The 13,944-nt window shown below is 69.8% G+C and carries 11 protein-coding genes and 1 riboswitch; of the genes, 4 read left to right on the plus strand and 7 right to left on the minus strand.

Annotated features, from left to right (window positions below; translation table 11 throughout):
- Nucleotides 1-23: 23 nt before the first annotated feature.
- Entirely contained in the window at nt 24-1,031 is a 1,008-nt protein-coding gene (locus tag ACFYM0_RS19730; RefSeq protein WP_327254876.1) for a hypothetical protein, read from the plus strand.
- Nucleotides 1,032-1,096: 65 nt separating this feature from the next.
- Nucleotides 1,097-1,747 carry a peptide deformylase gene (gene def / locus ACFYM0_RS19735; RefSeq protein WP_266904664.1) on the plus strand — a complete coding sequence of 217 codons (651 nt, stop codon included), beginning with the start codon at nt 1,097-1,099 and terminating at the stop codon, nt 1,745-1,747.
- Between the two features lie 271 nt (nt 1,748-2,018).
- Here def and ACFYM0_RS19740 read toward each other — a convergent pair whose 3' ends face one another.
- The 7 genes from ACFYM0_RS19740 to ACFYM0_RS19770 all read right to left on the minus strand — a co-directional run bounded on the left by ACFYM0_RS19740 (nt 2,019) and on the right by ACFYM0_RS19770 (nt 11,099).
- A complete protein-coding gene (locus ACFYM0_RS19740) occupies nt 2,019-2,999 on the minus strand; it encodes a helix-turn-helix domain-containing protein (RefSeq protein WP_388502947.1) in 981 nt (326 codons plus the stop codon).
- Between the two features lie 386 nt (nt 3,000-3,385).
- A complete protein-coding gene (locus tag ACFYM0_RS19745; RefSeq protein WP_388502949.1) occupies nt 3,386-4,405 on the minus strand; it encodes a ribonucleotide-diphosphate reductase subunit beta in 1,020 nt (339 codons plus the stop codon).
- A complete protein-coding gene (locus ACFYM0_RS19750) occupies nt 4,405-6,807 on the minus strand; it encodes a ribonucleoside-diphosphate reductase subunit alpha (protein WP_388502952.1) in 2,403 nt (800 codons plus the stop codon). Before ACFYM0_RS19750 ends, ACFYM0_RS19745 begins: the two co-directional genes overlap by 1 nt.
- Nucleotides 6,808-6,988: 181 nt before the next feature.
- A riboswitch (cobalamin riboswitch) is annotated at nt 6,989-7,071 on the minus strand.
- A 91-nt stretch (nt 7,072-7,162) separates the two neighbouring features.
- On the minus strand, nt 7,163-7,660 hold the full coding sequence (locus ACFYM0_RS19755) for a GNAT family N-acetyltransferase (protein ID WP_388502955.1): 498 nt from the start codon (nt 7,658-7,660) through the stop codon (nt 7,163-7,165).
- Between the two features lie 87 nt (nt 7,661-7,747).
- Entirely contained in the window at nt 7,748-7,945 is a 198-nt protein-coding gene (locus ACFYM0_RS19760; RefSeq protein WP_388502958.1) for a CstA-like transporter-associated (seleno)protein, read from the minus strand.
- Nucleotides 7,942-10,224, minus strand: a complete 2,283-nt coding sequence (locus ACFYM0_RS19765; protein ID WP_388502962.1) for a carbon starvation CstA family protein — start codon at nt 10,222-10,224, stop codon at nt 7,942-7,944. Before ACFYM0_RS19765 ends, ACFYM0_RS19760 begins: the two co-directional genes overlap by 4 nt.
- Before the next feature lie 110 nt (nt 10,225-10,334).
- On the minus strand, nt 10,335-11,099 hold the full coding sequence (locus ACFYM0_RS19770; RefSeq protein ID WP_243336098.1) for a GntR family transcriptional regulator: 765 nt from the start codon (nt 11,097-11,099) through the stop codon (nt 10,335-10,337).
- Nucleotides 11,100-11,395: 296 nt separating this feature from the next.
- Here ACFYM0_RS19770 and ACFYM0_RS19775 point away from each other — a divergent pair, with 296 nt between their 5' ends.
- Both ACFYM0_RS19775 and ACFYM0_RS19780 read left to right on the plus strand, forming a co-directional pair.
- Entirely contained in the window at nt 11,396-12,676 is a 1,281-nt protein-coding gene (locus ACFYM0_RS19775; RefSeq protein ID WP_388502964.1) for an extracellular solute-binding protein, read from the plus strand.
- A 172-nt stretch (nt 12,677-12,848) separates the two neighbouring features.
- Nucleotides 12,849-13,880, plus strand: coding sequence for a carbohydrate ABC transporter permease (locus ACFYM0_RS19780; RefSeq protein ID WP_388502967.1), 1,032 nt, complete (start codon nt 12,849-12,851; stop codon nt 13,878-13,880).
- Nucleotides 13,881-13,944: the final 64 nt, after the last annotated feature.

Raw genomic sequence — 13,944 nt, forward strand, 5'->3', positions numbered from 1 at the left:
AGAGTGTCCGGCAGGCGGGAATCGTGAGGATCTTCGGGAAGGTACGGCATCGGCCCTCCGCCTCGTGGCGGCAGGCCACCGACCGCGCGTTCACGCTGATCGGCGACGGTCGGTACGAGGACGCGGGTGCGCTCCTGACCAGAGCGGCGGATCTGGAGCCCTGGCTGTCCGAGTCCTGGTTCAACCTGGCGCTGCTCCACAAGTTCCGCCACGACTGGGAGCAGGCGCGGGCCGCCGGGCTGCGTGCCGTGGCCCTGCTCGACCGGGAGACCGGCGCCCCGGACTGGTGGAACGTCGGGATCGCCGCGACCGCGCTGCAGGACTGGCCGCTGGCCCGCCGCGCGTGGCAGGCGTACGGGCTGAAGGTGCCCGGAGACCCGCACGGCGCGGGCGGCGGCCCGCACGCCAACGGCGAACCGGTCGGCATGGAGCTCGGGAGCGCGGCCGTACGGCTGTCGCCCGAGGGCGAGGCCGAGGTGGTCTGGGGCCGCAGGCTGGACCCGGCCCGCATGGAGGTCCTGTCGATCCCGCTGCCCTCCTCGGGGCGGCGCTGGGGCGAGGTCGTCCTGCACGACGGGGTGCCGCACGGCGAGCGCGTCACCGCGGCCGGGCCCTCGTACCCCGTATTCGACGAGATCGAGCTGTGGGCGCCCTCCCCGGTGCCGACGTGGGTGGTGCTCCTGGAGGCGGCCACCGAGGCCGACCGCAACGCCCTGGAGCAGCTGGCCTCCGACGCCGGCTTCGCCGCCGAGGACTGGTCCTCCTCGGTGCGGCTGCTGTGCCGGACCTGCTCGGAGAGCGCGATGCCGAGCGGCGAGGGGGACGGCGAGCACCTGGACCCGCACGACCACAGCGAACCGGGCCACCCGGGCCCGCTGGGCCACCGTACGACGGGGTCCGGATCCCTGTGGGTGCCCGAGCGGGAGTGCGGGATCGCGGCGCCGGCGGGCCTGGTGCGCGGGCTGCTCGACGGCTGGGTCGCGGACAGCCCGGACAGCAGGGAGTGGCGGGATCTCGAAGAGGTCTGCTGAGCCGGGGCCGTAGTCTGTACCGGCACATCGGTGACTGGTGGAATTACGGAAGGCGTACGGCGGACATGGCGCAGCAGGAGAACGACGTTGTCGAGGTCGGTGTGGCCGGCGAGGTGAACGACGGGTACGTCGTGGACACCGAGGACTGTGAGGCGCGCGAGCTCGCCCACCGCGAGCGCGGCACGGCCCGCCCCATCACGGTGGTCGGCAACCCTGTCCTGCACCGGGAGTGCAAGGACGTCACCGAGTTCGGTGACGAGCTGGCGCAGCTGATCGACGACATGTTCGCCAGCCAGAAGGCCGCCGAGGGCGTGGGCCTCGCCGCGAACCAGATCGGCGTCGACGCCAAGGTCTTCGTCTACGACTGCCCGGACGACGACGGCAACCGTCACACGGGCGTGGTGATCAACCCGAAGCTCGTCGAGCTGCCGGCCGGCGCCCGGATCCTGGACGACTCGAACGAGGGCTGCCTGTCGGTCCCGACCGCCTACGCCTCGCTGGCCCGCCCGGACTACGCCGAGGTGACCGGCCAGGACGCGCAGGGCAACCCGATCAAGGTGCGGGGCACCGGCTACTTCGCGCGCTGCCTCCAGCACGAGACCGACCACCTGTACGGCTACCTGTACATCGACCGGCTCTCGAAGCGGGACCGCAAGGACGCGCTGCGGCAGATGGAAGAGGGCACCGCGCGCTACGAGACGGTTCCCAACGCGTAGCCGCACCTCCCCGTACGCGCTGCGCGGTACGGCTCGCGCGGTACGCGAAGGGCGCCCCGCTCCGGTCAGGAGCGGGGCGCCCTTCCCGTGGAGCGGCGCGGCGTCAGTCCCAGCCGAGGTCGCTCGGGTCGGCCGTGGCCGGGTGCCGGCCGACGGTCCGGACGGTGCGTGTCATGGGAAACCCCCCTGTCGTGTGCGAACCTGCAAACCCTAGGGCAAAACGATCAAGGTCGGGTACGTTCCCGGTCGCTTGACGGGGGTCGGCGGGGCCTCAGGCCGCGGAGGGCCCCCGGAACGCCCGGCGGAAGGCGTTCGGGGTGGTGCTCAGCGTGCGCAGGAAGTGGTGGCGCAGGGCGGCCGCGGTACCGAAGCCGCAGCGGCCCGCGATCGCGTCCACCGTCTCGTCGGTGGCCTCCAGCAGCTCCTGCGCCAGCAGGACCCGCTGGCGCAGCACCCACTGGTACGGAGTGGTCCCCGTCTCCTGGAGGAAGCGGCGGGCGAAGGTCCGTGCGGACATGTGGGCCCGCTCCGCGAGCTGCTCGACCGTGATCTCCTCGTCCAGGTGGCGGGCCATCCATCCGATCACCTCGCCCACGGTGTCGCAGGAGGTGCGGGGCAGCGGACGCCGGATGTACTGCGCCTGCCCGCCGTCCCGGTGCGGCGGTACGACCATCCGCCGGGCGATGGTGTTGGCCACCTCGGAGCCCTGCTCCTGCCGGACGAGGTGCAGGCACGCGTCGATGCCGGAGGCGGTGCCGGCCGAGGTGATCACCTGGCCTTCGTCGACGTAGAGCACGTCGGGGTCGACCCGGGCCCGCGGGAAGCGGCGGGCCAGGGCCGGGGCGTGCATCCAGTGCGTGGTGCAGCGCCGGCCGTCCAGCAGCCCGGCCGCGCCCAGCATGAAGGCCCCGCTGCACACGCTCAGCACCCGCGCGCCCCGGTCCACGGCCCGCCGCAAGGCTTCGAGGAGCGGCTCCGGGTACACGCGGGTGGGGGCCTCGCGGTCGGCGGGCAGGCAGATCAGGTCCGCCTCCTCCAGCCGCTCGGGGCCGTAGGGGAGCGTGAGGCGGTAGTGGGCGTCGCCCACGGTGATCGGGTTGTCCTCCATCGCGCAGACGGCGAAGTCGTAGGTCGGCAGGCCCATGCCGCTGCGGTCGACCCCGAAGACCTCGCAGAAGATGCCCATCTCGAAGGGCGTGACCCCGTTCACCACGGCCACGGCGACGTTGCTGAGGGAGGAAGGCTTCACCATGTCCTCAGTGTGGCAGTAATTCGCTCTTTCATGACAGTCCTGCCACTGTCCGGTTTCGGCCGCCGTGGCGAGAGTGGACTCATGAACACACTCCTCGACTCCCTCCTCGTCCTCGCCGTCGCCGCCCTCCTGGCGGGCCCGGCCCTCTACGGGGCCCTGCGCGAGCGCCGCCTCGACCGGCAGATCCGTGCGGCCGGTCAGAGCGGCCGAGGACGGCGCGTACAGCGCGGACAGCGCGGTCAGCCGAGAACCGGATCCCGGTCCCCGGTCTGGCGACCAAGGCCTGGATCGTCACCTGTGTCGGAAGCAGTGCGTCCCCGCCCGAGGACCTGGTGAACCAGGTGGATCTTTCCACGGGCGGGGACGCCGGCAAGCGGGGACGGGGCCTAGAAGTCTTCGTCCAGGTCGACCGTGCCCTCGACCGCGACCTGGTAGGCCGACGGGCGGCGCTCGAAGAAGTTCGTCAGCTCCTGGACGCCCTGGAGCTCCATGAAGGTGAACGGGTTCTGCGAGCCGTAGACGGGCGCGAAGCCGAGGCGGACCAGGCGCTGGTCCGCGACGCACTCCAGGTACTCGCGCATCGACTCGGTGTTCATGCCCGGCAGGCCGTCGCCGCACAGGTCGCGGCCGAACTGCAGCTCCGCCTCCACGGCCTCCTTCAGCATGTCGACGACCTGCTGCTGGAGCGCGTCGTCGAAGAGCTCCGGCTCCTCCTTGCGGACCGTGTCGATCACCTCGAAGGCGAAGCTCATGTGGGCGCTCTCGTCGCGGAACACCCAGTTGGTGCCCGTCGCCAGGCCGTGCAGCAGGCCGCGCGAGCGGAACCAGTACACGTACGCGAACGCCCCGTAGAAGAACAGGCCTTCGATGCACGCGGCGAAGCAGATCAGGTTCAGCAGGAAGCGGCGGCGGTCGGAGGCCGTCTCCAGACGGTCGATCTTCTCGACCGAGTCCATCCAGCGGAAGCAGAACTGCGCCTTCTCGCGGATCGAGGGGATCTCCTCGACGGCGTCGAAGGCGGCCGCGCGGTCGTCCGGATCGGGCAGGTAGGTGTCGAGCAGCGTCAGGTAGAACTGGACGTGCACGGCCTCCTCGAAGAGCTGGCGCGACAGGTACAGGCGCGCCTCCGGGGAGTTGATGTGCTTGTACAGGGTCAGCACGAGGTTGTTCGAGACGATCGAGTCGCCCGTCGCGAAGAACGCGACCAGGCGGCCGATCATGTGCTGCTCGGAGGGCGTCAGCTTCGCGAGGTCCGCGACGTCCGAGTGGAGGTCGACTTCCTCGACGGTCCAGGTGTTCTTGATCGCGTCCCGGTAGCGCTCGTAGAAGTCCGGGTAGCGCATGGGACGGAGGGTCAGTTCGAAGCCCGGGTCGAGCAGGTTCTTCGTCTTGTCGGTGGAACTCATTACTGGCAGGCCTCGCAGGACTCGGGGTTCTCAAGGGAGCAGGCCAGCGCGTCGGCGTCGACGGCCTGCGGGAGCGGGGTGGCGGCCGCCGGGACCGTGCTGCCGGAGGCGGCGCGGGCGATCTTCGTCGCGGGGCGGGATCGCAGGTAGTACGTGGTCTTCAGGCCCTGCTTCCAGGCGTACGCGTACATCGAGCTGAGCTTGCCGATGGTGGGCGTCTCCAGGAACAGGTTCAGCGACTGCGACTGGTCCAGGAAGGGGGTGCGCGCGGCCGCCATGTCGATGAGGCCGCGCTGCGGGATCTCCCACGCCGTGCGGTACAGCTCGCGCACCTCGGCCGGGATCCAGCCGAAGCCCTGGACCGAGCCGGAGGCCTCGCGCAGCGCCTCGCGGGTCTGGGCGTCCCAGACGCCGAGCCGCTTGAGCTCCTGTACCAGGTAGCCGTTGACCTGGAGGAACTCCCCGCTCAGGGTCTCGCGCTTGAACAGGTTGGAGACCTGCGGCTCGATGCACTCGTACACGCCCGCGATGGAGGCGATGGTCGCCGTCGGGGCGATGGCCAGGAGCAGGGAGTTGCGCATGCCGCTCTTCGCGACGCGGGCGCGCAGCGCGTCCCAGCGCTCCGGCCAGTTCAGCTCGACGTCGTAGTGATCCGGGTGCAGGACACCGCGGGCGGTGCGGGTCTGCTCCCACGCGGGGAGCGGGCCGCTGCGCTCGGCCAGGTCGCAGGAGGCCTCGTACGCCGCGAGCATGATGCGCTCGGAGAGCTTCGTGGACAGGGCCTTCGCCTCGGGGGAGTCGAAGGGCAGCTTCAGCTGGAAGAAGACGTCCTGGAGGCCCATCGCGCCCAGGCCCACCGGGCGCCAGCGGGCGTTGGAGCGGCCGGCCTGCTCGGTCGGGTAGAAGTTGATGTCCACGACGCGGTCGAGGAAGGTGACCGCGGTGCGGACGGTCTCGTCCAGGCGCTCCCAGTCGATCTCCCCCTCCACGACGAAGGCGCCGAGGTTGACCGAACCGAGGTTGCAGACGGCCGTCTCGCCGTCGTTGGTGACCTCGATGATCTCGGTGCAGAGGTTCGAGGAGTGGACGACGGTGCCCGGCTCGGCGGTCTGGTTCGCCGTGCGGTTGGAGGCGTCCTTGAAGGTCATCCAGCCCTGGCCGGTCTGCGCGAGGGTGCGCATCATCCGGCCGTACAGGTCGCGGGCGGGCATGGTCTTGCGGGCCAGGCCCGACTCCTCGGCCTTGCGGTAGGCCGCGTCGAACGCGTCGCCCCACAGGTCGACCAGCTCGGGGACGTCGGCCGGGGAGAACAGCGACCAGTCGGCGTCGGCGTTCACGCGGCGCATGAACTCGTCCGGCACCCAGTGGGCCAGGTTCAGGTTGTGCGTACGGCGCTGGTCCTCGCCGGTGTTGTCGCGGAGCTCCAGGAACTCCTCGATGTCCGCGTGCCAGGTCTCCAGGTAGACGGCGGCGGCGCCCTTGCGGCGGCCGCCCTGGTTCACGGCGGCGACGGAGGCGTCGAGGGTCTTCAGGAACGGCACGATGCCGTTGGAGTGGCCGTTCGTACCGCGGATCAGCGAACCGCGGGCGCGGACGCGGGAGTACGAGAGGCCGATGCCGCCGGCGTGCTTGGAGAGGCGCGCGATCTGGTGGTAGCGGTCGTAGATCGAGTCGAGCTCGTCCAGCGGGGAGTCCAGCAGGTAGCAGGAGGACATCTGCGGGTGCCGGGTGCCGGAGTTGAAGAGGGTGGGGGAGGAGGGCAGGTAGTCGAGGCGGCTCATCAGCCGGTAGAGCGAGGCCACTTCCTCGACGGCCTGGATGCCGCCCACCTCGCCGTCCGGGCCGGCCTCGGCGAGGCCGCAGGCCACGCGCAGCATGAAGAACTGCGGGGTCTCGATGACCTGGCGGGTGATCGGGTGGCGCAGCAGGTAACGGCTGTGCAGGGTGCGCAGGCCGAAGAAGCCGAAGCGGTCGTCCGCGCCCTCGGCGAGCGCGTGGTCGACCAGGGCGTCGAGCCGGTTCGCGTGCAGGCGTACGAAGTCCGCGGTGCGGTCGGCGATCAGCCCCTCGCGGTGGCCGACCTCGACGGCGCCGGAGAAGGAGGTGGCGCCCTGGCCGGCGGCCTCGTCGCGCACGGCCAGCGTCAGCAGGCGGGCGGCGAGGCGGGAGTATGCCGGGTCCTCGGAGATCAGCCCGGCGGCCGCCTCGGTGGCGAGCGTACGGAGCTCCGCCTCGTCGGCGGCGGCGCTGCGGCCGCGCAGCGCGGCGGCGGCGACCCGGCCGGGGTCGGTGTCGGGCAGATCGGCGGTCAGCTCGGTGAGCGTGCGCAGGAGCGCGGCCCCCGGACCCTCATAGGCGGACGGGTCGGACTCGGCGCGCGGTGCGGAAGGCGCGATGGTCACGGGGGGAGCTCTCCCTCGCTCGGCTCCGGGAACACCGTTGGTGCGGGGCGCGAGGGGGCGCACGTGGGGGAGCGCGTGCCTGGCAGGGCAATGCGCGTGCGCCACGTGGCGTCCACCGGCCCAACCGCGAGGCCCGGACGTGTCTGCACCCGGTTCGGTCGAGCCGGGCGCACTGTCGACAGGTCCTCGGACTTGCGGATGCGCCGAGCGAGTCGGTGCATTTCATACCGTTGCGGGACAGTTCCGGATTCTCACCGGATTCCCCTGCGACGACAGCGAGCATGAGCATACATGTGGGGGCCGGTGCTTGCGGTAGCCCCCACATGTTGTGTCGCTCCCCGTGGGCGCTGCGCCGCTAGAGCTCCAGGCGGTAGGTGAGCAGGGGGAGGCCCGGAACCGGGTACCAGTCCCGCTCCGGCGTCCGTGCGAAGCCCAGCCGGTCGTAGATCCGGTGTGCCCCGAGCATCTTCTCGGTGGTGGACAGCACCAGGTGGCCCACGCCCTCCAGCTCCCGGGCGCGGCTCACGCAGGCCCGTACGAGGGCCTCGCCCGCGCCGCGTCCGCGCGCCGCCGGGGAGACGGCCAGCATCCGGAACTCCGCCTCGCCGGGCCCCGCGATGTCGCACAGCGGGCTGCCGGGAGGGGCGAAGGTCACACCGCCGAGCAGCGTGCCCTCGTACTCCGCGACGAGCACCTCCCCGTCGGGGGCGCGGCCGGCGACGTCGCGCAGCCGGCCCAGGTAGGGGTCCTTCTCGCCGAAGGTCAGCAGTCCGTCGTCGAGGTAGGCCCGTGCGGTGATCTCGGCGAGCTCTTCGTATTCGGCGGTCGTCGCCGTCCTGATGATGATGTCCATGGCTCCGAGTGTGCGACAGGGCAAGGAAAGAGGCCGCCGCATTCCGTCGGCTGGACGGTGATGCGGCGGCCCCGGGGGTGCTCCGGCTCAGCAGCAGCGGAACCCTTCGCGCGGATCGCCCTCGCGGGCGTCCGTACGGGCCCGCTCGAAGGCCCGGCGCGACTGGACCTCGGCGTCGGGGTCGTGCGTACGGGCGTGGGCGACGTAGCGGTCGTAGGCCGCCTCGCCCGAGAACTCCCGTACGAAGTACCGGGCCCGGGTCAGCACGTGACGCAGGCGCGTCACGCCGGTTCCCGCACGGGGTCCTCCACCCGGCCCCCGCCCGAGTCGAGGCCGGCCGCGGCGAGCTCCGCGCGCTCCTCGGCGGTCGGGATGAGCCCGGCCGGGGCGACGAGCCTGGACTCGGTCCAGGGGACCTCGGCAAGGGTGACCGACTCGGGCTTGCGGATGGCCCGGAGGCAGGTCCGGGCCGCGTCCACGAGCACGATGATGATCAGCAGGGCGAAGAACACCGACAGGACGCCGTCCACCGTGGCGTTGGTGACGACGGTGTGCATCTCGTCCATGTTCTTGGCGGGCTTGAGGACCTTGCCCGCGTCGATGCCGTCCTGGTAGACGTCCCGCTGCGCGAAGAAGCCGATCTTCGGGTTGTCGGAGAAGATCTTCTGGTAGCTGGCGGTCAGCGTGACGGCCAGGTCCCAGGCCAGCGGAACGCCCGTCACCCAGGCCCACTTGAGCCGGCCCGACTTGATCAGCAGGGTGGTGCAGACGGCCAGGGCTACTGCCGCGAGCAGCTGGTTCGCGATGCCGAACAGCGGGAAGAGCTGGTTGATGCCGCCCAGCGGGTCCTTGACGCCGACCCACAGGAAGTAGCCCCAGCCGCCGACGACGATCGCGCTGGCGAACCAGACGCCCGGCTTCCAGCTGACGTCCTTGAAGGACTTGTGCACGTTCCCGAGGGTGTCCTGGAGCATGAACCGGCCCACGCGGGTTCCCGCGTCGACCGTGGTCAGGATGAACAGGGCCTCGAACATGATCGCGAAGTGGTACCAGAAGGCCTTCATCGAGGAGCCGCCGACCACGGACGAGAAGATCTCCGACATTCCGAGTGCGAAGGTCGGCGCGCCGCCCGTACGGGACAGCAGGCTGGTCTCCTCGACGTCCTTCGCGGCCTGCGCGAGGGCCTCGGGGGAGATGGCGAAGCCGAAGTTCGTCACCGCCTGCGAGGCCGTCTCGACGGTGGCGCCGACGACCCCGCCGGGGGAGTTGATGGCGAAGTACAGACCGGGATCGATGATGCAGGCCGCGATGATCGCCATGATGGCCACGAAGGACTCGGTCAGCATCGCGCCGTAGCCGATGACCCTGACCTGGGTCTCCTTCTGGATCATCTTCGGGGTGGTGCCCGAGGAGACCAGGGAGTGGAAGCCGGACAGGGCTCCGCAGGCGATGGTGATGAAGACGAACGGGAACATCGAGCCGGCGAAGACCGGGCCGTCGCCGCGCGAGGCGAACTCGGTGACCGCCGGCATCTTCAGCGTGGGCATGGCGATGACCACGCCCACGGCCAGCAGTCCGATGGTGCCCACCTTCATGAAGGTGGAGAGGTAGTCGCGCGGGGCGAGCAGCATCCACACCGGCAGGACGGACGCCACGAAGCCGTAGGCGATCATCCAGATGACCAGCGTCTCCTTCTCCAGGGTGAAGGTGTCCGCCAGCGAGGACTCGGCGACCCAGCCGCCCGCGACGATGGCGAGCAGCAGCAGCGCGACGCCGACGACGGAGACCTCGGTGACCTTGCCCGGGCGCAGGACGCGCAGGTAGAAGCCCATGAAGAGGGCGATCGGGATGGTCATGCCGATGGAGAAGACGCCCCACGGTGAGTGCGCCAGCGCGTTGACGATGACCAGGGCCAGCACGGCCAGCAGGATGATCATGATGGCGAAGACGCCGATCAGAGCAGCGGCGCCGCCGACCGGGCCGATCTCGTCCCGGGCCATCTGGCCGAGCGAACGGCCGTTGCGCCGGGTGGAGAAGAAGAGCGTGACCATGTCCTGGACGGCGCCCGCGAAGATCACGCCGACGACGATCCAGATGGTGCCGGGCAGGTAGCCCATCTGCGAGGCGAGTACGGGGCCCACGAGGGGTCCTGCGCCGGCGATGGCGGCGAAGTGGTGGCCGAAAAGCACCCGCCGGTCGGTCGGGTGGAAGTCGACACCGTTGTCAAGGCGTTCGGCGGGGGTGGCGCGGGTCTTGTCCACCTTCAGGACGCGGTGCGCGATGAAGCGCGCGTAGAAGCGGTAGCCGATCGCATAGGAACCCAGGGCGGCGGCGAGCAGCCAGGCTGCCGAGATCTCCTCGCCGCGCGAGAGCGCCAGCACGCCCCAGCCGATGGCCCCCACGAGCCCGACCAGCACCCACACGGCCACGGCCTTGGGGGACGTGCCCCCCGATGGAGAAGGCGAGCCCGGCGTGGTTCCCGGACTCGCCGCGTCCCGTACGGCCTGTGCGGCTTCCGGCCGTGTTGCTTCCGGCGGTGTTGCTTCCGGTCGTGGTTCCGTCATGATCCTCGTCCCCTCGTTGATCATCTGCGTAATGGCGCAGGGAATCTACGGGGGGCCGACCGCTGGACGTAACCCCCCGTCCGTATAGCGGAACGAGAGTCAACTACGAATCAGACGGCGGGGCGCTGGAGTCGGGCGACGAACTTGTAACGATCGCCGCGGTATACGGAACGCACCCACTCGACGGGCTCCCCGTCGGTGTCCAGCGAATGGCGGGAAAGCAGCAGCATCGGCAGTCCGACGTCGGTGCCGAGCAGTCCGGCCTCCCGCGGGGTGGCCAGCGAGGTCTCGATGGTCTCCTCCGCTTCGGCGAGGCGCACGTCGTACACCTCGGCGAGGGCGGTGTAGAGGGAGGTGTACTTGACCAGCGAACGGCGCAGCGCGGGGAAGCGCTTGGCCGACAGGTGCGTGGTCTCGATGGCCATCGGCTCCCCGCTGGCCAGGCGGAGGCGTTCGATGCGCAGGACCCGGCCGCCGGTGGCGATCTTGAGGAGGCCGGCGAGGGTGTCGTCGGCCGTCACGTAGCCGATGTCCAGGAGCTGGGAGGTGGGTTCCAGGCCCTGCGCCCTCATGTCCTCGGTGTACGAGGAGAGTTGGAGCGGCTGGGAGACCTTCGGCTTGGCGACGAAGGTTCCCTTGCCCTGGATCCGCTCCAGCCGTCCCTCGACGACGAGCTCCTGGAGGGCCTGTCGCACCGTGGTGCGGGAGGTGTCGAACTCGGCCGCGAGCGTGCGCTCGGGCGGTACGGGTGTACCGGGTGGAAGGGTTTCGGTCATATCGAGCAAGTGGCGCTTGAGCCGGTAGTACTTGGGCACGCGTGCCGTGCGGGTGGCCGCCCCGCTGTCCGGCTCCGTGATCGCCCCTTCGGTGGCCATCGCCGCCCGCCTTCCCGACTCCAGTTTCGTTGCCGTCACCGGCTCCTCCGATATGTGCGGTCACATCGTGACACGGGAGGGAGGGCAGGCCTCCTCCCTCCCCCAGGTGTCGGTCCGATAACGGACCGATCACCCGCTCATTAGACCCTTGACACCCCTAAAGGTCTAGGCCAAGCTCCAGCTACTGGTCTACACCAATATGGATCGGATCCCGGCCCCACGGGCAGTACTTGGTGCTTTTTGAGTCACCGCGGCGGGCAAGGGAAGTTGCAGGCAGCATCCCTGAGGAGGGTGGCGTGAAGCGCAAGCTCATCGTGGCGGTCAGTGTCGTGGGCATGATGGCCGGAGTCGCGGCGTGCGGCAACGACGGCGACGGCAAGGCCAAGGCCGACGCGGGCCCCAAGGAGATCACCGTCTGGGTGATGGACGGCTCTGCGCCGAAGGCCTGGATCGACGCGGTCAACGCCGAGTTCTCGGCCAAGCACCCCGGCGTCACGGTCAAGGTCGAGACGCAGCAGTGGAAGGGCATCCAGGAGAAGGTCACGACGGCCCTCTCCGAGGACACCCCGCCGGACGTCCTGGAGCTCGGCAACACCCAGACCGCGGGTTACGCGGTCACCGGTGGCCTCGCCGAGCTGACGAAGGACAAGGCGAAGCTCGGCGCGGACGCCTGGGCGAAGGGCATGCTGGCTTCGGCCGAGATGGACGGCAAGCTCTACTCGGCTCCGTGGTACGCGGCCAACCGCGTCGTCATCTACGACAAGAAGGCCTACGCGAAGGCCGGCGTCACCCCGCCGACCACCCGCGACGAATGGGTCGCCGGTCTGGAGAAGCTGAAGGCGGCCGACCCGAAGTCGCAGCCGATCTACCTGCCCGGTCAGAGCTGGTACGTCCTCGCGGGCTTCATCTGGGACGAGGGCGGCGACCTCGCCACCAAGGACGGCGCCAAGTGGAAGGGTGGCCTCGCCACCCCGCAGGCCGCCTCCGCGATGGACTTCTACAAGAAGCTCCAGTCCTTCTCCACCGCCCCGAAGGACAAGGACGAGGCGACCCCGCAGCAGTCCACCGACATCGTTCCCAAGGGCGGCGTCTCGTCCTGGATCGGTCTCGGCTGGGAGGCCGGCGGCGCGGAGAAGGCGCTGAAGGACGCGGGCAAGGAAGCCGACTTCGGTTACTTCCCGATCCCGGGCAAGACCGCCGACAAGACGGGCACCGTGTTCCTCGGCGGCTCGAACCTGGCGATCGCCGAGCGCTCCAAGAACAAGGAGCTCGCCAAGGAGTGGCTGGCCCTCGCCGCAGGCAAGGACCAGATGACCAAGTACGCCGCCGAGACCAAGGGCGCGCTGCTCCCCAACCAGGCGGGTGCGAACTTCACCCCGCCGGCGGGCTCCTTCGCCGAGGCCATGGCCAAGGCCGGCGCCAACGGCAAGATCACCCCGGTGACCGCGGGCTGGGCGAACGTCGAGACCGAGCCGAACCCGATCAAGGACTTCATGACCAAGGTCCTGAACGGCACCGACCCGGCCAAGGCCGGCGCGGACGCCGACGCCGAGATCGCGAACCGCATCAACAAGTAACACCCGGCATCACCTGAAGTACGCAGTACCAGCAGTGATCGCACCGGGGGGTGCGGCGGGCGCCCCGAGCGCCCGCCGCGCCCCCGGTCGCGCATTGACGGAAGTAAGAGCCGCCTGCTCCGAGCGGGGAAGCGGGTGCGGGTCGCCACAGTCAACCGCGAGGAAGCCAGACATGACCGTGCACTCCCAGGGAGCGGCGACCTCCGCTCCACAGGACGCACCACAGAAGTCCGCAGGGGTGGCCGAGACGCCGCCGCCCGCCGGTGCCAAGGAAACGTCCACGTCTCCTCGCGGGAGCAGAAAGAGCAGAAAGTCGCTCCCCGCGGGGTGGTGGCCCTACCTCCTGGTCGGGCCGGCCGTGCTCAGCATGGCCGCCCTGCTGCTGTACCCGCTGATCAAGAACATCATCCTGTCGTTCCAGAAGGTCGACAAGATCGAGTTCATTCAGCGGAAGTCGCCGTTCACCGGTCTGGACAACTACACCCAGCTGCTGGGCGACTCGCAGTTCTGGACCGTGGTGGCCCGGAGCTTCGCCTTCACCGCGGCCAACGTCGCGCTGATCATGATCATCGGCAGCCTCATCGGCATCCTGCTGAACAAGCTCGGCAAATGGATGCGCCTGGTCCTGTCGATGGCGCTGGTGATGGCCTGGGCCATGCCGATCGTCGCCTCGGTGACCGTCTTCCAGTGGCTGTTCGACGAGCAGTTCGGCGTCATGAACTGGCTGATGCGCACGCTCGGCTTCTCCGGCTACGACCAGCACAACTGGTTCGGCACCGGCTTCTCCACCCTCGTGATCGTGACGGTCCTGGTGGTCTGGGGCTCGATCCCCTTCGTCGCCCTCAACATGTACGCCGGTCTGACCACCGTCAGCGGCGAGCTGTACGAGGCGGCCCGGATGGACGGCGCCAACGGCTGGCAGACCTTCTGGAAGGTCGTCTTCCCGAACCTCAAGTCGTTCTTCCTCGTCACCACGTTCCTCGAGGTGATCTGGGTCTTCAAGGCCTTCACCCAGGTGTACGCGATGAAGGCCGGCGGTCCCGACCGCGGCTCCGAGATCCTGCCCGTCTTCGCCTACGTCGAGGGTCAGAGCCAGTTCCACTACGGCCTGGCCGCGGCGATCTCCGTCCTGACGATCCTGATGCTCGTGATCGTCATGTCCTTCTACTTCCGTCTGATCCTGAAGCAGGAGGAGGAGCAGTGACCACCACCACCGCCCCGAAGCCCGCGCCGTCCGCGAAGCCCGCCGCGTCCGCGAAGACGGCACA

This window comes from Streptomyces sp. NPDC006487, assembly GCF_042870555.1.
Lineage (GTDB): Bacteria > Actinomycetota > Actinomycetes > Streptomycetales > Streptomycetaceae > Streptomyces.